This window comes from Xanthomonas sp. LF06-19, assembly GCF_034105425.1.
Lineage (GTDB): Bacteria > Pseudomonadota > Gammaproteobacteria > Xanthomonadales > Xanthomonadaceae > Xanthomonas_A > Xanthomonas_A sontii.
In genome coordinates, this window is record NZ_JAXGGH010000005.1 from 331,076 (window position 1) to 353,398 (window position 22,323).

The following is a 22,323-nucleotide window of genomic DNA, read 5'->3' on the forward strand; positions in this document are numbered from 1 at the left end:
CATCACGCCTCGCGTTCGCCGCCTCTGATGTCCTCGCGCCGAACGTAGCCTTTTCGAATCCCGAATCCCGAATCCACCGGAGCCGCCCAATGACCTCCATCCGCACCCAGGCCCTGCACTGCCGCGATGCCGCGCAAGCGCTGGCGCAGTTGTCGTCGCCGGCCAAACAGGCGTTGCTGGAGGCGATGGCGGCGGCGCTGGAAGCGGATGCGGAGGCGATCCTCGCCGCCAATGCGCGCGATCTGGAGGCGGCGCGGGCCAAGGACGTCGGCAGCGCGATGCTCGATCGGCTGGCGCTGGACCGCAAGCGCCTGGACGGCATCGCCGCGGCGCTGCGCGAGGTGGCGGGCCTGCCCGACCCGGTGGGGCAGGTCACCCGCGACGACGTGCGCCCCAACGGCATCCGCGTGCAGAAGATCCGCGTGCCGCTGGGCGTGGTGGCGATGATCTACGAGGCGCGCCCCAACGTCACCGCCGACGCCGCGGCGCTGTGCATCAAGGCCGGCAACGGGGTGATCCTGCGCGGCGGCTCCGAGGCGATCCACTCCAACACCGCCATCGCCGCGTCACTGCGCCGGGCTTTGCGCGACGCAGGCATCGGCGAGGCCGCGCTGACCCTGGTCGAGGATCTGCGCCGCGAGACCATGCTGGAACTGCTGCAGCTCCACGACATCGTCGACCTGGCGATCCCGCGCGGCGGCGAAGGCCTGATCCGATTCGTCGCCGAACATGCGCGGGTGCCGGTGATCAAGCACTACAAGGGCGTATGCCATCTGTTCGTCGACGCCTCGGCGGACCTGGCGCTGGCGGTGAAGCTGCTGGTCGACGGCAAGACCACGCGGCCGGCCGCCTGCAATTCGCTGGAAACGCTGCTGGTGCACGCCGACGTGGCCGCGCGCTTCCTGCCGCTGGCGGCGCAGGCGCTGCGTGCACGCGGTGTCGCCCTGCGCGGCGATGCCGCCACCCGCGCGCTGCTGCCGGACATCGACCCTGCCAGCGACGACGACTACGCCGCCGAGTACCTGGACCTGATCCTGGCGGTCGCGGTGGTGCCCGACCTGGACGCCGCGATCGCGCATATCCGCCGCTACGGCTCGGATCACACCGAAGTCATCGCCACCGCGGATGCGGCCAACGCGGAGGCCTTCGTGCAGGCGCTGCGCGCGGCGGTGGTGATGGTCAACGCCTCCTCGCGCTTCTCCGACGGCGGCGAACTGGGCCTGGGCGCGGAGATCGGCATCTCCACCACGCGCCTGCACGCCTACGGCCCGATGGGCCTGGAAGCGCTGACCGTGGAGCGCTTCGTGGTGCGCGGCGAAGGCCAGGTGCGGCACTGAGGCGCTGCGATCCTGGTCGGTCGGGCGCCTGAGCTGCCTGGCAAGGGAGTGATCTGCGTCGTGTAGGTGGAGTTGGGACAGGGCAGCCACCTGGGCTGATTGGCATGGCGTGCCTGCGCGCTCGCGTGCCCGCGGCGCCAACGGCGAGGGTCGGCGACCCAGCCTTTGTCACTTGCCGAGTGAGGCGCCGTCGCCTAGCGTCGCGGATTCGCCTCCTTTCGGGATCCAATGCCCATGCGCCGCCTCGCTCCCTGCCTGCTCGCCGCTGCTGTCGCTCTCGCCACCGCCGGCACCGCGTTCGCCCAGACCGCGCCGATGACCCCGGACATCACCGGCAAGCCCTTCGTCGCGCCGACCGCGGCCAACGACTACATCAAGCGCGAGGTGATGATCCCGATGCGCGACGGGGTCAAGCTGCACACGGTGATCGTGCTGCCCAAGGGCGCGCACGGCGCGCCGATGCTGCTGACCCGCACGCCCTACGACGCCAGCGGCCGTGCCAGCCGGCTGGCCTCGCCGCACATGCGCGATCTGCTGCCGCAGGGCGACGAGGTGTTCGTCGATGGCGGCTACATCCGCGTGTTCCAGGATATCCGTGGCAAATACGGCTCGGAGGGCGACTACGTGGTGACCCGGCCGCTGCGCGGGCCGCTCAACCCGACCAAGGTCGACCATGCCACCGACGCCTGGGACACCATCGACTGGCTGGTCAAGCACGTGCCCGAATCCAACGGCAAGGTCGGCATGATCGGTTCGTCCTACGAGGGCTTCACCGTGGTGATGGCGCTGGCCGATCCGCATCCGGCGCTGAAGGTGGCCGCGCCGGAGAGCCCGATGATCGACGGCTGGATGGGCGACGACTGGCTCAACTACGGCGCCTTCCGCCAGGTCAACCTGGACTACTTCACCGGCCAGATGACCCGGCGCGGCAAGGGCGAGGGCATCCCGCGCGAGGGCTACGACGACTACAGCAATTTCCTGCGCGCCGGCTCGGCCGGCGACTACGCCAAGGCTGCCGGGCTGGAGCAGTTGCCGTGGTGGCGCAAGCTCACCGAGCACCCCGCCTACGACGCGTTCTGGCAGGAGCAGGCGCTGGACAAGGTGATGGCGCGCACCCCGCTGAAGGTGCCGACGATGTGGCTGCAGGGGCTGTGGGACCAGGAAGACATGTGGGGCGCGATCCACAGCTACGAGGCGATGGAGCCGCGCGACACCGGCAACGACAAGAACTACCTGGTGATGGGGCCGTGGCGGCACAGTCAGGTCAACTACGAGGGCGCCTCGCTGGGCGCGCTGCAGTTCGACGGCGACACCGCGCTGCAGTTCCGCCGCGACGTGCTCAAGCCGTTCTTCGATCAGTACCTGGTCGACGGCGCGCCCAAGGCCGACACGCCGCCGGTGCTGATCTACGATACCGGCGCCAACCACTGGGACCGCCTGCAGCGCTGGCCGCTGAGCTGCGCGCAGGGCTGCCCGGCGCAGAGCAAGCCGCTGTACCTGGAGGCCGGCGGCCGCGTCTCGTTCGAGGCGCCCCAGGCCGGGCAGGGCGAGTACACCGAGTACGTGTCCGACCCGGCCAAGCCGGTGCCGTTCGTGCCGCGCCCGGTGGTGTTCGGCGACCGCGACATGTGGACCACCTGGCTGGTGCACGACCAGCGCTTCGTCGACGGCCGCCCGGACGTGCTGACCTTCGTCAGCGAACCGCTGCAGGCACCGCTGCGCATCGCCGGCGCGCCGCAGGTGAACCTGCAGGCCTCCACCAGCGGCAGCGACAGCGACTGGGTGGTGAAGCTGATCGACGTGTACCCGGACCAGATGGCGTCCGATCCGAAACTGGGCGGCTACGAATTGCCGGTGTCGCTGGCGATCTTCCGCGGCCGCTACCGCGAAAGCTTCGAGCATCCGGCGCCCCTCACTCCGAACCAGCCGCTGGCCTACCGCTTCGGCCTGCCGACGGCCAATCACACCTTCGAGCGCGGCCACCGGGTGATGGTGCAGGTGCAGTCGAGCCTGTTCCCGCTGTACGACCGCAATCCGCAGACCTACGTGCCCAACATCTACTTCGCCAAGCCCGGCGATTACCAGAAGGCGACGCAGCGGATCTGGCACACGCCGCAGCAGGCCAGTTTCATCAGTTTGCCGGTGTACTGAGCCAGAGAGTGCCGCACCGGCGGCGCGCGACGCCATGCGTCGCGCTGCCAACCGTCCAGGTTCGGTGGGCCGATCGCCATGACAGGGCCGGGCGCTGCTCAGGCGCGCCGGCCGCACGGTGTTGCCTGCGCCTGTCGATGCAATCGTTTACCGGCGCGGTTCGGCGAACGCAGCCGATGCAGGGACGCACGCAACCGCGCAGAACCGGGCCATGCCGGTGGCGTCATTTTTTTATTGCTTTGCGCAATAACCTTGAAAAACCCGCAGCGGGCTTTGTGAAAAAAGCGTCGCTGGAGTGTGGTGCTAAACACAGTTGTGTCACGTATTTGTGCCGGTTTATTGCCTATGTGTGTCGTCGTTGGCAAAGATCGGTGCGTGCAAACGGAAGGGGGGACCGCGTAACGCCAGTTCTTTGGCGGATATGCGGCACGATCGATCCGGACCTGAGGGTGGGCACCTCGCAATGCAGGCGAGGCATGTCGGCGCAGAGTCACTGCACATGGTGTTGCCGTCCTGCCGTTCGAACTGTTTTGCTTTCACCAGGAGTGCCCGTGATGTCATTGGACACCGCCCGTTTGTCTCGTTCGCCCCGTCACGTGGCGCATCGCCGCCGCCGGCCTCATCCCCGGGTTTCCCCCTTGCAACGACCCCGACGCTAGCTGCGTCCACCCCGACGTGGCGCGCGGCAGTGCGTGCGCTGCGTTGCTTGATCACCGATCCAATGCTTGTCGTGGACCGATAGGGCCGCGTAGGTGAGGTGTTGCCTACGTATCGGCCTGCACGGCGCTCAGTCGCGTCGACCGCCCCAGGCCATCGGCTCACGCTCGCCCGCTTCCGCCCATCCTCGCGAAAGGAGTGTTCGTCATGAGTATCCAGGTCAAGGTTGTCCCGCACGATGCGGACCCCGCGCGCGCCCAGGCTATCCCGCTGCCATCAGACGGTGTAGTTAATCTGGATCAGCCCAGCCGTGTGGTGCTTGACATGCCGCCTGATGCTATCGCGGCGTACACGCGTGAGGGCGATGATCTGATCGTGCGGATGAAAAGCGGCGAAATGCTGCGCGTTGCCCACTTCTTTGATCCAGCCCCTGAACCAAGCCAATTGTTCCTGACTCAGGAAGAGCGTCTGGTTGCGGTGCAGTTCTCCGGCACTGGCGAAGCAGGCGCATTGCTGGGCACATATGCGCCATTGAGTGTCGAGGCAGGATTCGAGTCACTGACTGCGGCGGGCATAGGCGCATCATCTGGCGGCCTCCTCGGGCCATTGCTGCTGGCTGGCGGGGTAGCGGCGGGCGCTGGTGCACTGGGCAGTATGAGCAAGCAGGACGACAGCAACCTGATCGTGCAGCCGCCTGCTTCTCCGCCCCCAGCGTCGCCCGTGCCGCCAGCGGCCGCCAGCAACTTGCGCATCGCGGAGAACGGCTTGCAGTTGACCGGAGCCGCGCAGGCTGGTGCCTGGGTACACGTCGACACCGATGGCGACGGACAGGTGGACCATATCGTGATGACCGAAAGCAGTGGCACCTTCGTTGTTGCCCTGCCTACTCCGTTGATCGATGGAGAAATGGTCTCGGTCGTGGTGATCGATCAGGTGGGCAATACCAGCCCACCGGCGATGGTGCAGGCGCCGGACGTCACCCCGCCCGGTGCGGCCGGCAACCTGCAAGTGGCGCCCGATGGCAGCAGCCTCACCGGCACCGCGGAGGCAGGCGCGACGGTGGGTGTGGATACCAATGGCGATGGCGTGCCGGACGTGACCGCCGTGGTCGGCAGCGACGGCACCTTCACAGTACCGCTGCAGCCGCCACTCACCAATGGCGAACCGCTGACGGTGGTGGTGACCGACACAGCCGGCAACACCGGCCCCGGCGCCAGCGTCAACGCGCCCGACACCACGCCGCCGGCGGCGGCCGGCAATCTGCAGGTCTCGGCCGATGGCGGCAGCCTCACCGGCACCGCGGAGGCGGGCGCCACAGTGGGCGTGGATACCAATGGCGACGGCGTGCCGGACGTCACGGCCGTGGTCGGCAGCGATGGCACCTTCACCGTGCCCTTGCAGCCGCCGCTGACCGATGGCGAGACGCTGACCGTGGTGGTGACCGATCCGGGCGGCAACACCAGTCCGCCGGCCAGCGTGCAGGCGCCGGATCTGCTGGCGGCACCGGTCATCGACGCCAGCAACGGCAGCGTCATCGCCGGTACCTCGGAAGCGGGTGCGACCATCACCCTGACCGACGGCAACGGCGCATTGATCGGCCAGGCCATCGTCGATGCGTCCGGCAACTGGAGCTTTACCCCGGCCACACCGCTGGCGGACGGCACGGTGATCACGGCGGTCGCCAGCAATGCCGCCGGCACGGTCAGTCCGCCGGCGACCACCACGGTGGACGCGGTGGCACCCGCGGCACCGGTGCTGCAGCCGAGCAACGGCAGCGAGATCAACGGCACGGCGGAGGCCGGTGCGACAGTGACGGTGACCGACGGCAACGGTGCGGTGATCGGGCAGGCCGCGGTCGATGCGTCCGGCAACTGGAGGCTCGTCCCCGCCAGTCCGCTGCCCGACGGCACGGTCATCACCGCTGTCGCCACCGATGCCGCAGGCAACGCCAGCCCGCCGGCGACGACCACCGTCGATGCGCTGGCGCCGGCCGCGCCAGTGCTGCAGCCGAGCGATGGCAGCGCGATCGTCGGCACGGCGGAGGCCGGCGCGACGGTCACCGTCACCGACGGCAACGGCACGGTGATCGGCCAGACCACCGCCGATGGCGCCGGCAACTGGAGCGTCACACCGGGCACGGCCTTGCCGGACGGCACCGTGGTCAACGTCGTCGCCACGGACGCGGCCGGCAACGTCAGCCCGCCCGCATCGCTCACCGTGGATGCGCTGGCACCGGCGGCGCCGGTGCTGCAGCCGAGCAACGGCACGGTGATCGTCGGTACCGCCGAGGCGGGGGCGACGGTGACGGTGACCGACGGCAACGGCACGCTGATCGGACAGACCACTGCCGATGGCGCGGGCAACTGGAGCGTGACTCCGGGCGCCGCGTTGCCCGATGGCACCGTGGTCAACGCCGTGGCCACCGATGCGACCGGCAACGTCAGTCCGCCGGCGACGACCACAGTGGATGCGCTGGCGCCGGCGGCGCCGGTACTGCAGCCGAGCAATGGCACGGCGATCGTCGGGACTGCCGAGGCGGGTGCGACGGTCACCGTCACAGATGGCAATGGCAACTTGATCGGGCAGACGACGGCCGATGGCGCCGGCAACTGGAGCGTGACCCCGGGCGCCGCGTTGCCGGATGGCACGGTGGTGAATGCTGTGGCCACCGACGCGGCCGGCAATGCCAGCCCGCCGGCTTCCGCCACGGTCGATGCGCTGGCACCGGCGGCGCCGGTGCTGCAGCCGAGCAACGGCACGGCGATCGTCGGGACTGCGGAGGCGGGTGCGACCGTCACGGTGACCGACGGTAACGGCACGCTGATCGGGCAGACGACGGCCGATGGCGCCGGCAACTGGAGCGTGAGCCCGGGTGCCGCGTTGCCTGACGGTACCGTGATCAACGCCGTCGCCACCGATGCGGCTGGCAATGCCAGCCCGCCGGCGTCCACCACGGTCGATGCGCTGGCGCCGGCGGCGCCGGTGCTGCAGCCGAGCAACGGCACGGCGATCGTCGGTACGGCGGAAGCGGGCGCGACGGTGACGGTGACCGATGGCAATGGCACGCTGATCGGGCAGACGACGGCCGATGGCACCGGCAACTGGAGCGTGACCCCGGGCGCCGCGTTGCCGGATGGCACCGTCGTCAACGCCGTCGCCACCGACGCGGCCGGCAATGCCAGCCCGCCGGCGTCCACCACGGTCGATGCGCTGGCACCGGCCGCGCCGGTACTGCAGCCGAGCAATGGCACGGCGATCGTCGGGACTGCCGAAGCGGGTGCGACGGTCACTGTCACCGACGGCAATGGCAACCTGATCGGGCAGACGACGGCCGATGGCACCGGCAACTGGAGCGTGACCCCGGGCGCCGCGTTGCCGGATGGCACCGTCGTCAACGCCGTCGCCACCGACGCGGCCGGCAATGCCAGCCCGCCGGCGTCCACTACGGTCGATGCGCTGGCACCGGCGGCGCCGGTGCTGCAGCCGAGCAACGGCACGGCGATTGTCGGTACCGCCGAAGCGGGCGCAACGGTGACGGTGACCGACGGCAATGGCAACCTCATCGGCCAGACGACGGCCGATGGCGCCGGCAACTGGAGCGTGACCCCGGGCGCCGCGTTGCCGGATGGCACCGTCGTCAATGCCGTGGCGACCGATGCGGCCGGCAATGCCAGCCCGCCGGCGTCCACCACGGTCGATGCGCTGGCACCGGCCGCGCCGGTGCTGCAGCCGAGCAATGGCACGGCGATCGTCGGTACGGCGGAAGCGGGCGCGACGGTGACGGTGACCGATGGCAACGGTACGCTGATCGGGCAGACCACCGCCGATGGCGCGGGCAACTGGAGTGTGACCCCGGGAGCCGCGTTGCCGGATGGCACCGTCGTGAACGCCGTGGCGACTGACGCGGCTGGCAATGCCAGTCCGCCGGCGTCCACCACGGTCGATGCGCTGGCACCGGCCGCGCCGATACTGCAGCCGAGCAATGGCACGGCGATCGTCGGGACTGCCGAAGCCGGTGCGACGGTCACTGTCACCGATGGCAATGGCACGCTGATCGGGCAGACCACCGCCGATGGCGCCGGCAACTGGAGCGTCACACCGGGCACGGCCTTGCCGAACGGCACGGTGGTGAATGCCGTGGCAAGCGATGCGGCCGGCAATACCAGTCCGCCGGCGTCCACCACAATTGACGCGCTGGCACCGGCGGCGCCGGTGCTGCAGCCGAGCAACGGCACGGCGATTGTCGGTACTGCCGAAGCGGGTGCGACGGTCACCGTCACCGACGGCAACGGCACGCTGATCGGGCAGACCACCGCCGATGGCGCCGGCAACTGGAGCGTCACCCCGGCGGCGCCACTGCCGGACGGCACCGTCGTCAACGCCGTGGCCACCGATGCCGCCGGCAATGTCAGTCCTCCGGCGACCACCACGGTGGATGCGCTGGCACCGGCGGCACCGCTGGTCACGATCAGCCTGGACGGCAGCCTGCTCACCGGCACCGCCGAAGCCAACGCGCAACTGCGTGTGGTGGTGAACGGCGATACCGCCAATCCACTGTTGATCCAGGCCGATGGCAATGGCGCCTTCAGCCTGCCGCTGGTGCCGGCGCTGGTGATCGGGCAGGCACTGTCGGTGGTGGCGGTCGATGCCGCCGGCAACGTCAGCCCGCCCGCACTGCTCACTGCCCCGGATCTGTCGCCGCCGCTGCTCAGCGTGCCCGAGGCCGGCGATACCTGGATCAACGCTGCGGAAATCGGCGACGGCATCCAGGTGGTGGTGCAACTGCGGCCGAACATGCTGGTCGGCCAGGTGGTCACCGTGCATTTCGCCGGCCAGAACGGTTACGTGGTGGATGTCCCGCATACGCTCACCAGCGGCGACCTCGCTGCCGGCAACGTGGTGGTCTCGGTGCTGCCGCCGAGCGGCGGCGCCGCGTTGCCGCAGGGCGCCGCGACTGTCACCGCCGATCTCAACGGGGGCCCGGCCTCGTCCTCGGTCGGCTTCACCATCGATACGATCCCGCCGGCCACCCCGGTGCTGTCGCTGGTCGCCAATCTGCTGACGATTTCCAGCGAACCGGGCACTGCACTGACGGTCAACGTCAATGTGGGCGGCGTGCAGGCCACGGCCACGCTGACGGCCGACAACAGCGGCCTGGCCTCGCTGGATCTGCTCACCGGCCTGGACATCGGCCTGAGCTGGTCGCAGTTGTTGAACGCGCAGGTGTCCGTGGCGGGTGCCGATCCGGCGGGCAACACCAGTTCGGTCGCCTCGCTGGGGGTTGGCGCCAACATCGCGCAGCCGCTGACGCTGGGCGACTTCGGGGTGGACTTCGCATTGCTGCCGGCGACCTTCGGATTCAGCGGCAACGCCGACCCCAATGCCAGCCTGGCGATCCGCGTCATCACTCCGGCGCTCAATGTCGAACTCACGCCCATCCAGGCCGACGCCAATGGTGACTTCGCCTTGAACCTGCTCAGTCCCAGCGTCCTGAGCCAACTCGGGCTCACCGCGTCCGGCGTGCTCAACCTTGGCGCGCAGGTCGCCTTCGAAGTGGTCGCCACCGACACGCTGGGCAACGACAGTGCGCGCTATGGCATCAGCCTGTCCGGTAGCGGCGCGGCCCTGAGCATCGGCACCATCAGCGTGAACGGCACCGGCGGCATCGACATCCTGTCCGGCGCCGACGGCAGCAGCGAGCGCATCCTCGCCGGCGACGGCAGCGACCTGATCTTCAACATCGGCAGCGGCGATCAGGTGTTGGCCGGCAATGGCGACGACACCATCCAGATCACCGCGACCAACTTCACCAGCATCGACGGTGGCGCCGGCTTCGATACGGTGCTGTTCGCCAACGGCATCGACCTTGACTACAACGCGGCAGGCGTGGGCACGCTGTCCAACATCGAGCGTATCGACCTGGGCAAGGGCGACTCCGGAAGTACCCTGACCCTGACCGCGTCGGAGGTGCTGGCGATCACCGACGGCAACGATACCTTGCAGATCACCGGCGACAGCGCGGATGTGCTCAACGTCGTCGGTGCCGTCGACAGCGGCACAACACAGGCGATCGATGGCATCACCTACCACGTCTACAGCTTCGGCAGCGCCACGTTGCTGGTGGAGGACAACACGCTTGCGGTGGTGACGGCCTGATGGGGGAGACCTGCACGCACGGCCGGCGCGTGCGCCGGCCTGGCCGGGCGGCCAGCGCCTGCGTCTGGCTGTTGCTGGCGGTACCGCCAGGTGCCTTCGCCATGTCGCTGGCCCAGGCGGTGCAACAAGGCCTGAGCAGCGAGCCGCAACTGCGCGCGGCGATGGCCGAGGCCGCACGTGCCGCCACCGACGTGCGCATCGCACGCAGCGGCTACTACCCGGCGTTGTCGGTGGGCGCCGGGCCCAAGGCCATGGATCCCGGCGAGGTGGTCTACGACGTCAACCTCTCGCAGATGCTGTACGACTGGGGCCGTGTGTCGAGCAGGGTCGCGGCGGCACGGGCGCAGCAGCGCGGGCAGGACGCCGGGGTGGAGGTCGCCGCCGACGATGCCGCGCTGGCGATCGTGGACGTGTACCTGGACGTACTGCTGGCGCAGCAGCGGCTGCAGGCGGTGCAGGCGCATCTGCAACGCCTGCAGGCCATCGCCGACCTCAGCGAAGCGCGCAGCGGTGGCTACGCCGATCGCAGCGAACTGGAGCGCACGCGGCTGGAACTGGCGCGCGGGCAGGACCAGTTGGCGTCCGAGCAGGGCACGCTGCAGGAGGTACGCAATCAGTTCCTGCTGCTGGTTGGCACGGAGGCCGAGGGGCTGCTCGAACCGGATCTGCCGGACCTGCCGCAACTGGCGCCGGCGCAGCTGCCGCGGACGGTGGACGCTTCACCCTTGCTGCGCAAGGCCAACGAACAGGTGCGTGCCGCCGAAGCGGAAGTGCGCGAGGCCCGCGCGGCGTTGAAGCCGCAACTGAATCTGGAAGCCGCCGCGCTGCGCCGCGACGTCGGCGGGCGCCTGCAGAACGATTCGACCATTTCGCTGCGCCTGAGCATGGACGTCTTTCAGGGCATGTCGACGTTCCTGCGCCCGCAGGCCGCCCGGCAGCGCCTGGAAGCGGCGCAGTGGAACGTGGATGCCGTGCGCCGCGAGATCCTGCGCACCGTGCAGACGCTGGCCGATGCCGGCGATGCGCTGCGCGGGCGCGAGCAGGCACTGCTGCAACAGGCGCAGCAGGCGGTGGAGGTGGCCGAGCTCTACCGCGAGCAGTTGAGCGTGGGCCGGCGCGAGGTGATCGAACTGCTCAACGTACAGCGCGAGCGGCTGGAGGCCGAACGCCAGTTGATCGCGTTGCGGATCGAACGTAAGCGCCTGCGCTACCGTGCCGCGGCGCAGGTCGGGGCGTTGCAGGCCATGTTCCGGGAGAGCGCCCATGCAGGTTGAGGACAATTCGGCGGTGTCGATCGGCGCCCCGCAGGCCGCGGAGGTAGATGGCCTGCGGCCTGGCCTGTTGTTGCTGTGCCAGCGCCTGGGGCGGCCGTTGACCGATGCCGAACTGGTGGATGGCATTGCGCTGGATCAGGGGCGACTGCCCTTGCGGTTGGTCCCCCGGGCACTGCGCCGTGCCGATCTCAATGCCGACGTGCTGGACTATCCGCTCGCGGGGATGGACGGCTATCTGCTGCCCGCGCTGCTGTTGCTGCACGATGGTCGCACCCTGCTGCTGGAGGCGATCGAGTCGGAGAATGCTCGGGTGCTTCTGCCGCATGCCAGTGGCGGCGAGCAGACGCTGCCGCTGGCCGAACTGGAGCCGCTGTACAGCGGCTCGGCGGTGTTCGCCAAGCCGCGCTTTCGCGACGACGGCCGTCTCGGCGGCTACGCCGGCAGCGACTCGGAGCACTGGTTCTACGGCCCGCTGAAGAAGTTGTGGCGCTCTTACGCCGAAGTGGCGACGGCGGCGATGGTCGCCAACCTGCTGGCGATCGCCACGGCGCTGTTCGCAATGCAGGTGTACGACCGCGTCGTGCCCAACGCGGCCTTCGATACCTTGTGGATCCTCGCCAGCGGCGTGGTCCTGGCGATCGTGCTGGAAGGCGTGTTGCGCGCCCTGCGCGGGCAGTTGCTTGCGGTGCTCGGCAAGCGCCTGGACCTGCAGTTGTCCACGCTGCTGTTCTCGCGCGTGCTGGCCATGCGCATGGCGGCCAAACCGGGGTCGATGGGGGCCTTCAGTACGCAGGTCCGCGAGTTCGAGTCGGTGCGCGAGTTCTACACCACGTCCAGCGCAGCGCTGATCAGCGATTTGCCGTTCGTGGCGATCTTCCTGGCCATCATCGCCTTGATCGGCGGCCACGTGGTGTGGGTGCCGCTGGTCGCCTGCGTGTTGATGGTGCTGCCCGGGCTGCTGGCGCAGCGCCTGCTCGGCGCGCTGTCGCGGCAGAACCTGCGCGAGGGCGCGATGAAGAACGGCCTGCTGCTGGAGGCGTTCGAGCATCTGGAATCGATCAAGGCCGCGCGTGCCGAGGGTCGCTGCCAGGGCCTGTGGGAGGGCCTGACCGCGCAACTGGCGGCCTCGGCGATGAAGACCCATTCGCTGACCACCGCGCTCAGCTATGCCGCCTCGGTGGTGCAGCAGCTGGCCTACGTCGGTGTGGTGGTGTTCGGCGTCTATCGGATCCAGCAGGGCGAGATGACCGTCGGTGCGCTGGTGGCCTGCTCGCTGCTGGCCGCACGCGCGATCGCGCCGCTCGGGCAGGCGGCCGCGGTGCTGGGGCGCTGGCAGCATACCCGGGTGGCGATGGAGGGGTTGGACCAGTTGCTGGGCGCAGCGCAGGAACGTCCGGCCGGCAAGCGCTTCGTGCACAAGCTGCGGCTGAAGGGCGACTATCGCCTGGATGCGGTGACGCTGCGCCATGGCGATCAGCCGCCGGCGCTGGACGTGCAGGCGCTGCGGATCGGCGCCGGCGAGCGCGTGGCGTTGCTCGGCGGCAACGGCGCCGGCAAGTCCACCCTGTTGCGCCTGCTGGCGGGCCTGGTCGACGCGCAATCGGGACGGCTATTGCTCGACGACGTCGCGATCGCGCAGATCGACCCGGCCGACCGCATGCGCAACATCGGCTACCTGCCGCAGGACGTGGCCCTGTTCCACGGCAGCCTGCGCGACAACCTCAACCTGCACGGCGCGGCGCTGGGCGACGACGAGCTGTACGCGGCGTTGGACGGGGTGGGGCTGGGGGCATTCGTGCGCGCGCATCCTTTCGGTCTGGACCTGCCGATCCAGGGCAACACCAGTCTTTCCGGCGGACAGCGACAGGCGCTGGGCCTGGCGCGGCTGCTGCTGCAGGATCCCGGCGTGGTGCTGCTCGACGAACCCACCGCGGCGTTCGATCAGCACAGCGAGCAGTTGGTCATCGCCTACCTGCAGCGCTGGCTGGGCACGCGCACGCTGGTGCTGAGCACGCACAAGCGCAGCATGCTCGAACTGACCCGGCGTGCCGTGGTGCTGCGGCAAGGACGCGTGGTGGTGGATGGACCGGTGGAGCAGGTGCTGCAGGGCAACCGGGTACAGGCGCCGGCGCCGGCACTGGCGGGCGGCCATGGTTGAGCGCACCGCGATCGCGCTGCGGCGGCGGTTGGCCGATCCGCTGCTGGCCTCCACCCATCCGCTGTACCGGCCGTTGTTGTGGACCGTGCTGGCGACAGTGGCGATCTTCCTGGCCTGGGCGGCCTGGGCCGAGCTGGACGAGGTCACCCGAGGCGATGGCCGCGTGGTGCCGTACAGCCGCATGCAGAAGATCCAGAGCCTGGAGGGCGGGATCCTGGACCGGCTGCTGGTGCAGGAAGGCGAACTGGTCAAACCGGGACAGCCGCTGGTGCGCCTGGAACGCACCCACTTCCTGACCAACTATCAGGAGTCGGTCAACCAGGAGCAGGTGTTGCATGCGGCGATCGCGCGCCTGGACGCCGAAGTGCTGGGCAAGGACCGCATCGCGTTCCCCGAGCAGGTCGCCTCCAATCAGGCTTTGCAGCGTTCCGAGCGCGACCTGTTCGAGTCGCGCCGCAGCAAGCTGGCCGAAGGCAGCCAGGCGATCCAGCGGCAGATCCGCCTGGCCCAGGATCAGTTGAACATCGTGCGGCCGCTGGTGGCCAGGGGCGCGGTCAGCCAGGTCGAGGCGCTCAAGCTCAGCCAGGACATCGCCACCTTGCAGGGCCGGCTCGGCGAGCTGCGCAACAGCTACTTCCAGGAGGCGTATACCGAGCTGGCCAAGCGCAAAGCGGATCTCGGTGCGCTGGAGCCGATCGTGCGCCAGCGCCACGACCAGTTGCGCCGCACCGAGATCCTGTCGCCGGTGCGTGGACGGGTCAACACCGTGCTGATCAATACACGCGGCGGCGTGATCCCGCCGGGCGAGCCGATCATGGAGATCATTCCGGTGGAGGAGCGGCTGCTGGTGGAGGCGCGGATCAAACCGCGCGACGTGGCGTTCCTGGTGCCGGGTATGGGGGCGAGGGTCAAGATCACCGCCTACGACTACACGATCTACGGCGAGCTCAACGGCACGGTCGAGCAGATCAGCGCCGACACCATCGAGGAGCAGACCCCGCATGGGAAGGAGTCGTTCTACCAGGTGCTGATCCGCACCGACGGCAGCCAGTTGCGCCGCGGTGGCGAAGCGCTGCCGATCATCCCGGGCATGGTGGCCGAGGTCGACATCCTGACCGGCAAGCGCAGCGTGCTGAACTACCTGCTGCGGCCGCTGTTGAAGGCGCGGTTGCGCTGAGCGCGGCCGTAGTCGGTGCCGATCAGCTGTGCGATTCGACCAGCGAGAGCGTGCAGGTTTCGCCTGGAGCGGATTGCCAATACTCGAAGCGCGAGAGCTTCTTGCCCGAGGTCTGCGCGGCGAGCAGGCTCGCATAGGCGGCCTTGCCGAACTCGTCGCCGAGGTTGAGGTAGACGATGTCGAACTTGCAGGTGGTGGAGAGCGCATCCTTGACGCTGAAGTAGGCAGTCGCGCCGCCCTGTACGCCCTGCACGCCGAGTCGGTCCACCTGCTTGTCGGTTTCGGTCACCGCTGCTGCGGGTGCGCAATACAAAACGATCAACGAGAGGCAGAGTGCCGCTTGCAGTTTCATGGTGTCGTGTCCGTTTGTCTGAGTCGTGAATGTCGAAACGGACATGCCCGCCACCTCGCTTCCGGCACGCGTGGTCGCCAAGGAAGGAGGTGGGGATGAATGCGCCGGTTCCCCGCCACCATTGTGGCGAAAAGCCAGGCCATGGAGTCAAGCCGCCGCGGCCCCGAGAGGACGCGTGCTGGCCGGGGCAGGGGCAGGAGGGGTGTCACCGCACCGCGCGGCCTATCCCGGATTGCAGACACAAAAAAACCCGGAAAACTGTGGTTTTCCAGGCTTCTTGTGACCTTGAAACTGGTCGGGGAGACAGGATTCGAACCTGCGACCTCTACGTCCCGAACGTAGCGCTCTACCAGACTGAGCTACACCCCGAAGGAGCCGCACATGATACGGAGGTCTTCCGCATTCGGCAAGCGCCTTTGCAAAAAAATTTTACTCCGTCGCGTCGGCCGCGTCCGCGGCGTTGCGCTCGCGGGCCTCGAACCACATCCCGTTGAGGATGGCGGCGGTGGAGGCCAGGCCGACACCGAGAATCCAGGCGAAGTACCACATGATCGTTTCTCCTTGCGGGCGCGTCAGTACGCGTTGGGGTTGTCGTCCAGGGAGGCGGCGGTGACCTTGCCCTTCAGCACGCGGTACACCCAGGTGGTGTAGCCGAGGATGATCGGCAGGAACACCACGGTGGCCAGCAGCATGATCCACAGGGTCAGGTGGCTGCTGGAGGCGTCCCACACGGTCAGGCTGGAGCCCGGCTGGCTGGAGGACGGCAGCAGGAACGGGAAGATCGCAAAGCCCACGGTCAGGATGATGCCGGCGATGGCCGCACCGGAGGCGATGAACGCCAGGCCGCCGCGGCGCTTGCGCAACAGCGCCGCGCTGAGCAGCAGGCCGAGCAGGCCGGCGGCCGGGGCCAGGGCCGTCAGCGGCATGGTCTTGTAGTTGTGCATCCAGCCGCCCACCTCGCCGAGCACGGCGGTCTTCAGCAGCGGGTTGGTGGCGCCGTCGGTGACCACCTGCGAGGTGACCGCGTAGCCCGGCAGGCCGGTGGCCACCCACACCCCGGCACCGGCGAACAGCGCGCAGGCCGCCAGTGCGGCGACGCTGCCGTAGCGCGCCGCGCGCTCGGCCACCGGGCCGTCGGTCTTCAGCACCAGCATCGCCGCGCCGTGCGCCACCAGCATGCTCACGCTGAGCAGGCCGGCGAGCAGGGCGAACGGCATCAGCAGGCCGAAGAAGCTGCCGGTGTAGAACACCCGCAGGGTGTCGTCGAAATGGAACGGCACGCCCAGCAGCACGTTGCCCACCGCCACGCCCATGATCAGCGCCGGGATGAAGCCGCCGACGAACAGCGCCCAGTCCCAGCCGTTGCGCCAGCGCTGGCTGGGCAGCTTGCCGCGGAACTTGAACCCGACCGGGCGCAGGATCAGCGCGAACAGGATCACGAACATGGCCAGGTAGAAGCCGGAGAAGCTCACCGCGTACAGCGGCGGGAAGGCGGCGAAGATCGCGCCGCCGCCCAGGATCAACCAGACCTGGTTGCCTTCCCAGACCGGGCCGATGGTGTTGACCACCAGCCGGCGTTCGGCGTCTGTCTTGGCCACGAACGGCAGCAACGCGCCGACGCCCAGGTCGAAACCGTCCATCACCGCGAAGCCGATCAGCAGGATGCCCAGCAGCAGCCACCAGATCACGCGCAGCGTGGTGTAGTCCAATGCAATGAAGTCCATGGTGTGTCTCCTGCCGGAATCAGAGGTGGCCGGCGGCCGCAGGCGCGGCGATCGGGGTGACGGGACGCGGGGCGGGTTGCAGCAGGGCGGGCAGGTCGTCCGGCCCCTTGCGGATCGCCTTGAGCATCAGCTTGATCTCGATGATCAGCAGCGTGGTGTAGATCGCCACGAAGCCGGCGAGGGTGATCAGGATGTCGTGCAGGGCCAGGCCGGAGGCGGCATAGAAGGTCGGCAGCACGCCTTCCACCGCCCACGGCTGGCGGCCGTACTCGGCCACGAACCAGCCGCACTCGATCGCGATCCACGGCATCGGCAGTGTCCACAGCGCCAGCTTCAGGAACCAGCGCTTGTCCTCGAAATTGTGCTTGCACGAGAACCACAGCGCGGCGGCGAAGAACGCGATCAGGTAGAAGCCCAGGCCGGCCATCACCCGGAACGTCCAGAACAGCGGCAGTACGCGCGGCACCGTGTCCAGCGCGGCCTTGGCGATCTCCTCCGGGGTGGCGTTGAGGATGTCCTCGCGGTAGCGCTTGAGCAGCAGGCCATGGCCCAGGTCCTGCCAGTGGCGATCGAACACCGCGCGCGCCTCGGCGTCGTTGCGGTTGGCCTTGAGCCGCTGCAGCGCGCCGTAGGCGATCTGCCCGCCGCGCACGCGGTGCTCGGCGCGCTTGACCAGTTCCAGGATGCCCGGCACCGGCGTGTTCAACGAGCGCGTGGCGATCAGGCCCATCAGGTACGGCACCTTGATCGCGTAGTCGTTCTTGCCGGTGGCCTGATTGGGGATGCCGAAGGCGGTGAAGTCGGCCGGCGCCTGCTCCGTTTCCCACATCGCCTCGATCGCGGCCAGCTTCATCTTCTGGTGTTCGTTGGCGGCGTAGCCGCTCTCGTCGCCCAGCACCACCACCGACAGCGAGGACGCCAGGCCGAACGCGGCGGCCACCGCGAACGAGCGCCGGGCGATGTCGCGGTGCTTGCCGCGCAGCAGGTACAGCGCGCTGATCGACATCACGAACACCGCGCCGGTCACGTAACCGGCGCTGACCGTATGCACGAACTTGGCCTGCGCCACCGGGTTGAACACCACCGCCATGAAGTCCACCACTTCCATGCGCATGGTGTCCGGGTTGAACACCGCGCCGGTCGGGTTCTGCATCCAGCCGTTGGCGATCAGGATCCACACCGCCGACAGGTTGGTGCCCAGCGCCATCAGCCAGGTCACCATCAGGTGCTTGACCGGGGTGAGCTTGCTCCAGCCGAAGAAGAACAGGCCGATGAAGGTCGCCTCCAGGAAGAACGCCATCAGCCCTTCGATCGCCAGCGGCGCGCCGAAGATGTCGCCGACGTAGTGGCTGTAGTAGGACCAGTTCATGCCGAACTGGAACTCCATGACGATGCCGGTGGCCACGCCCATCGCGAAGTTGATGCCGAACAGCACCCCCCAGAACAGGGTCATGCGCCGCCACACGTCCTTGCGGGTCATGACGTACACGCTCTCCATGATCGCGATCATGAAGGACAGGCCCAGGGTGAGCGGGACGAACAGGAAGTGGTACATCGCGGTCATGGCGAACTGCAGCCGCGACAGCTCTACGACAGTGGTGTCGATCATGGCTGTGCTACCTCGTGGAAGATGTGCATCTGGGTGGCCGAGTGGCGGGAGATTGGAGGCGATCTTCCGCCGCTGCGGCGCGTTCGACCTTGATTCAGATCAATGTGCGGGACCGGGGTGCCCGGCATCGTGGCGGCCACGGCGGTTCCGGTCCGGAAGCGCCTTCCCGCTAAACTGGCGACTTCGTTCGCCGCGCCGAGCCCGTTTTGACCGATTCCGCCGAGCCGTCCACTGCACTGCCCGCCGATACGCCGCAGCAGCGGCAGCAGCGCATGCGCTGGCTGGAGGGCCTGGCTGCGGCCGCGCGCGGCCGCCAGCGCCTGGCTGCGGCGGCGATCAGCGCGTCCGGCGCGCTGCTGATCGTGCAGGCCGGCGCCATCGCCTGGCTGGTGCAGGCGCTGCTGGTCGAGCGCCGCGACCTGGCGCAGGCGCTGCCGTTCTTCGGCCTGCTGGCGTTGATGCTGGTCCTGCGCGCCGGGCTCGGCGCCGCTGCGCAGCGTGCCGCCGGCGATGTCGCCGATGCGGCCAAACTCGAGCTGCGCCGGCGCGTGTACCGGCAACTGCTGCAGCGCGGGCCGCTGTGGCTGCGCGGACAGCGCAACGGCGAACTCGGCGAACTGCTGCTGGCGCATGGCGATGCGCTGGACGGTTACTACGCAGGCTACCGGCCCGCGCGCTGGGAAGTGAGCGTGGTGCCGCTGCTGATCGTGCTGGCGGTGGCGTGGAGCGACTGGGTGGTCGGTCTGATCCTGTTGTTCACCGCGCCGCTGGTGCCGATCTTCATGATGCTGGTGGGCTGGGGCGCCGAGGCCGCCGGTCGCCGTCAGTTGCGCGAGTTGGCGCGGATGGGCGGGCACTTCGCCGACCGGCTCAAGGGCCTGGGCCTGTTGCGCCTGTACGGGCGCGGCGACGACGAACTGCGCGGGATCGCCGCTGCCGCCGAGGGCGTGCGCGAGCGCACGCTGAAAGTGCTGCGCATCGCGTTCCTGTCGTCCACCGTGCTGGAGTTCTTCGCCTCGGTCAGCGTGGCGATCGTCGCGCTGTACCTGGGCCTGAGCTACCTCGGCATGATCGCCCTGCACGGCAGCGTGCCGACCCTGGGTACCGGCGTGTTCTGCCTGCTGCTGGCGCCGGAGTTCTATGCGCCGCTGCGGCGCCTGGCCGCGCATTACCACGACCGCGCCAATGCGCTGGCCGCGGCGGCCGAGGTGGAGCGCCTGCTGGAAAGCCTGCCGCAGGCCACGGATGCGCCGGCTGCGCACGCCGAGGGGGCCGTCGTGCCGAACGACGCCGCTGCCGAGGCAATGCCCGTCGCCGCGCCTTCCACAAGCGCGTCGCGCGAGGTACCGCTGCTGCAGGCGCGCGCGCTGCACCTGCGCCCGCTGGGTGCGCGCTGCGACGCGGTGCAGGGCCTGGATGTCGATCTGCATGCCGGACAGCGCCTGGCCCTGGTCGGCCCCAGTGGCAGCGGCAAGAGCACGCTGCTGGAAGCGCTGGCCGGGTGGCTGCCGCCGCGTGCCGGTACCTTGCAGGTGCGCAAGGGGCTGCGCATCGGCTACGCCGGGCAGCGGCCGTATCTGTTCCACGGCAGCATCGCCGACAACCTGCGCCTGGCCGATCCGCAGGCCAGCGCTGCGCAGGTGCGTGCGGCGGCCGAGGCGGCGCAGGTGCTGCGTTTCGCCGCACGTCTGCCGCAGGGCCTGGACACGCCGATCGGCGAGCGCGGTTTCGGCCTGTCCGGTGGCGAAGCGCGCCGTATCGGCCTGGCCCGGCTGTTGCTGCGCGATCCGGAACTGCTGTTGCTGGACGAACCGACCGCGTTCCTGGATGCGGATACCGAGGCGGAGCTGCTGCGCACGCTGGCGGACTTCGCCCGCGGCCGCAGCGTGATCGTCGCCACCCACAGCGAAGCGGCGATGCGCTGGGCCGATGCGGTGCTGCGTTTGCCGGCACGCGACGCATCCACCGCGACGCAGGAGACGTTGTCATGAGCGGCGGCACTCGCGACACCTTGCGTGGCGTGTTCGGTCGCCATCTCGGCCGGCTGCTGCTGACCGCGCTGCTGGTGCTGTGCACGATGCTGGCCGGGGTCGGGCTGCTCGGCCTGTCCGGCGGCTTCCTCACCGCCGCGGCGCTGGCCGGCGCGGTCGGCTTGGGCAGCGGCTTCAACTTCTTCTCACCGTCGGCCGGCATTCGCGCACTGACCTTCGCGCGCATCGCCTCGCGCTACGGCGAAAAGCTGGTCGGGCACGACGCGACCCTGCGCATCGCCCGCGACCTGCGGGTGTGGTTCTTCCGCCGCGCACTGCCGCTGGCACCGGCACGGCTCGGCGCCAGCCGCACCGGCGAACTGCTGGCACGGCTGATGTCGGACATCGGCGAGGTCGACGGCCTGGTGGTGCGCGCGCTGGCGCCGCTGGCCGCACTGCTCGGCGTCGGCACGATCGGCATTGCCGCGGCAGCGGCGATCCACGGGCCGGCGGCGCTGGTGCTGACCGCGCTTGCGTTGGCGATCGGGCTCGGCGTGCCGTGGGTGGTGGCGCGCGGCGGCGAGGCCCGCGAACGCGCACGCGCGCAGCAGCGCGAAGCCTTGCGCACCCTGGCCTACGAAGGCCTGGAGGGCGCCGCCGACCTGGCCGCGCTCGACGCGCAAGCCGCCTGGATCGCGCGCGTGGATGCCAGCGCACAGGCGCTGCGCAGCGAAGACCGGCGCCAGCGGCAGCGGTTGATCGGCGGCAACGCGCTGCACGCGCTGTGCGCGGCGCTGGGCCTGCTGGCGATGCTGTGGGTGGCGCTGGGTGCGGCGCGTGCCGACGCGATCAGCGCCGAACAGGCCGCCGGCCTGGTGTTCCTGACCGTGGCCCTGCTCGAGGTCTGGGCCGGGGCCGGCCTGGCCTGGCAGGCGCTGCAGTCCGGCCGCGTCGCCGCGCGGCGCCTGCAGGCGATCGCCGGGCAGGCGCCACCAGTGCTAGACCCGGCGCATCCGCAGCCGCTGCCGGCGACCGGCGAGGTGCAGTTCGATGACGTCGTGTTCGCCTGGCCGGGCGAGGCGCGGCGCGTACTCGACGGTGTGTCCCTGCGCATCGCGCCGGGCGAGCGCATCGCCCTCTCCGGCGACAGCGGCAGCGGCAAGACCACCCTGTCGGCGCTGCTGCTGCGGCTGTGGGATCCGCAACAGGGTAGCGTCCGCTTCGCCGGCACGGATTTGCGCGAGGTCGCCGAGGCGCACTGGCATCGCCGCGTCGCCTGGCTGCCGCAGGGCGCGCCGGTGTTCGCCGGCAGCGTGCGCGACAATCTGCGCCTGGGCGATCCCGCAGCCGAGGATGCGCGGCTGCAGCGGGTGCTGACCGACGTGCGGCTCGACGCCTGGCTGCACGAAGTCGGTGGCCTCGACGCCTGGCTCGGCGAAAACGGCGCCACCATGTCCGCCGGCCAGGCGCGGCGCCTGGCCCTGGCCCGTGCCCTGTTGCGCGAGGCACCGTTGCTGGTGCTGGACGAACCCACCGAAGGTCTGGACGTGGACACCGCGCAGGCGCTGCTGCGCGACCTGGCGCAGGCGCTGGGCCAGCGCAGCCTGCTGCTGATCAGCCACGACACGCTGCCCGATGGGGTGGTGCATGTGCGCTATCGCTTGCAGGACGGACAGCTCGTGCGCAGCGGCGAAGCGTCGGGCGATGACACGGTGTGAGACACGCGCAGCGTGACTGGTCGCGCGTGGCGCACTTATG

12 protein-coding genes and 1 tRNA gene are annotated in these 22,323 nt (G+C 69.5%); 8 read left to right on the forward strand and 5 right to left on the reverse strand.

Annotated elements, in window-relative coordinates; genetic code table 11:
- The first annotated feature begins 89 nt into the window (after nucleotides 1-89).
- From SLW55_RS12495 to SLW55_RS12520, 6 genes are all read left to right on the forward strand, one after another.
- Nucleotides 90-1,337 carry a glutamate-5-semialdehyde dehydrogenase gene (locus SLW55_RS12495; protein ID WP_320745210.1) on the forward strand — a complete coding sequence of 416 codons (1,248 nt, stop codon included), beginning with the start codon at nucleotides 90-92 and terminating at the stop codon, nucleotides 1,335-1,337.
- Nucleotides 1,338-1,571: 234 nt separating this feature from the next.
- Nucleotides 1,572-3,488 (forward strand): CocE/NonD family hydrolase, encoded by a 1,917-nt coding sequence (locus SLW55_RS12500; protein ID WP_295964875.1) that lies wholly within the window; start codon nucleotides 1,572-1,574, stop codon nucleotides 3,486-3,488.
- 1,311 nt (nucleotides 3,489-4,799) lie between these two features.
- Entirely contained in the window at nucleotides 4,800-10,301 is a 5,502-nt protein-coding gene (locus SLW55_RS12505; RefSeq protein WP_320745211.1) for an Ig-like domain-containing protein, read from the forward strand.
- Nucleotides 10,302-10,402: 101 nt separating this feature from the next.
- On the forward strand, nucleotides 10,403-11,575 hold the full coding sequence (locus SLW55_RS12510; RefSeq protein ID WP_226978638.1) for a TolC family protein: 1,173 nt from the start codon (nucleotides 10,403-10,405) through the stop codon (nucleotides 11,573-11,575).
- Nucleotides 11,565-13,733, forward strand: a complete 2,169-nt coding sequence (locus SLW55_RS12515) for a type I secretion system permease/ATPase (protein ID WP_320745212.1) — start codon at nucleotides 11,565-11,567, stop codon at nucleotides 13,731-13,733. The genes SLW55_RS12510 and SLW55_RS12515 overlap by 11 nt, the downstream gene beginning before the upstream one ends.
- Nucleotides 13,726-14,910 carry an HlyD family efflux transporter periplasmic adaptor subunit gene (locus SLW55_RS12520; RefSeq protein WP_267084717.1) on the forward strand — a complete coding sequence of 395 codons (1,185 nt, stop codon included), beginning with the start codon at nucleotides 13,726-13,728 and terminating at the stop codon, nucleotides 14,908-14,910. Before SLW55_RS12515 ends, SLW55_RS12520 begins: the two co-directional genes overlap by 8 nt.
- Nucleotides 14,911-14,932: 22 nt before the next feature.
- Here the strand turns inward: SLW55_RS12520 and SLW55_RS12525 are convergent, their stop codons facing one another.
- From SLW55_RS12525 to SLW55_RS12545, 5 genes are all read right to left on the reverse strand, one after another.
- Nucleotides 14,933-15,199, reverse strand: a complete 267-nt coding sequence (locus tag SLW55_RS12525; protein ID WP_017917292.1) for a hypothetical protein — start codon at nucleotides 15,197-15,199, stop codon at nucleotides 14,933-14,935.
- Nucleotides 15,200-15,554: 355 nt separating this feature from the next.
- Nucleotides 15,555-15,631 (reverse strand) — tRNA-Pro (locus tag SLW55_RS12530).
- 60 nt (nucleotides 15,632-15,691) lie between these two features.
- Nucleotides 15,692-15,811: a cytochrome bd-I oxidase subunit CydX gene (gene cydX, locus SLW55_RS12535; protein ID WP_152237527.1), complete on the reverse strand. Its 120-nt coding sequence runs from the start codon at nucleotides 15,809-15,811 to the stop codon at nucleotides 15,692-15,694.
- Between the two features lie 23 nt (nucleotides 15,812-15,834).
- Nucleotides 15,835-16,986, reverse strand: a complete 1,152-nt coding sequence (gene cydB, locus SLW55_RS12540) for a cytochrome d ubiquinol oxidase subunit II (RefSeq protein WP_267121027.1) — start codon at nucleotides 16,984-16,986, stop codon at nucleotides 15,835-15,837.
- Between the two features lie 19 nt (nucleotides 16,987-17,005).
- Entirely contained in the window at nucleotides 17,006-18,595 is a 1,590-nt protein-coding gene (locus SLW55_RS12545; RefSeq protein WP_017910523.1) for a cytochrome ubiquinol oxidase subunit I, read from the reverse strand.
- 272 nt (nucleotides 18,596-18,867) lie between these two features.
- On the opposite strand from SLW55_RS12545, the gene cydD reads away from it, so the two are divergent.
- Both cydD and cydC read left to right on the forward strand, forming a co-directional pair.
- Nucleotides 18,868-20,586: a thiol reductant ABC exporter subunit CydD gene (cydD, locus tag SLW55_RS12550; RefSeq protein ID WP_320745224.1), complete on the forward strand. Its 1,719-nt coding sequence runs from the start codon at nucleotides 18,868-18,870 to the stop codon at nucleotides 20,584-20,586.
- The gene (gene cydC / locus SLW55_RS12555; RefSeq protein ID WP_320745213.1) at nucleotides 20,583-22,283 is read left to right on the forward strand and encodes a thiol reductant ABC exporter subunit CydC; all 1,701 of its coding nucleotides are present in this window, start codon (nucleotides 20,583-20,585) and stop codon (nucleotides 22,281-22,283) included. The genes cydD and cydC overlap by 4 nt, the downstream gene beginning before the upstream one ends.
- Nucleotides 22,284-22,323 lie beyond the last annotated feature (40 nt).

Bases quoted from the DNA above. Each gene is read 5' to 3' on its own strand.
- SLW55_RS12500 (WP_295964875.1), top strand. From the start codon at position 1,572: ATGCGCCGCCTCGCTCCCTGCCTGCTCGCCGCTGCTGTCGCTCTCGCC.
- SLW55_RS12545 (WP_017910523.1), bottom strand. From the start codon at position 18,595: ATGATCGACACCACTGTCGTAGAGCTGTCGCGGCTGCAGTTCGCCATG.
- SLW55_RS12510 (WP_226978638.1), top strand. From the start codon at position 10,403: ATGTCGCTGGCCCAGGCGGTGCAACAAGGCCTGAGCAGCGAGCCGCAA.
- SLW55_RS12495 (WP_320745210.1), top strand. From the start codon at position 90: ATGACCTCCATCCGCACCCAGGCCCTGCACTGCCGCGATGCCGCGCAA.
- cydX (WP_152237527.1), bottom strand. From the start codon at position 15,811: ATGTGGTACTTCGCCTGGATTCTCGGTGTCGGCCTGGCCTCCACCGCC.
- SLW55_RS12515 (WP_320745212.1), top strand. From the start codon at position 11,565: ATGCAGGTTGAGGACAATTCGGCGGTGTCGATCGGCGCCCCGCAGGCC.
- cydD (WP_320745224.1), top strand. From the start codon at position 18,868: ATGCGCTGGCTGGAGGGCCTGGCTGCGGCCGCGCGCGGCCGCCAGCGC.
- SLW55_RS12505 (WP_320745211.1), top strand. From the start codon at position 4,800: ATGAGCAAGCAGGACGACAGCAACCTGATCGTGCAGCCGCCTGCTTCT.
- SLW55_RS12520 (WP_267084717.1), top strand. From the start codon at position 13,726: ATGGTTGAGCGCACCGCGATCGCGCTGCGGCGGCGGTTGGCCGATCCG.
- cydC (WP_320745213.1), top strand. From the start codon at position 20,583: ATGAGCGGCGGCACTCGCGACACCTTGCGTGGCGTGTTCGGTCGCCAT.
- cydB (WP_267121027.1), bottom strand. From the start codon at position 16,986: ATGGACTTCATTGCATTGGACTACACCACGCTGCGCGTGATCTGGTGG.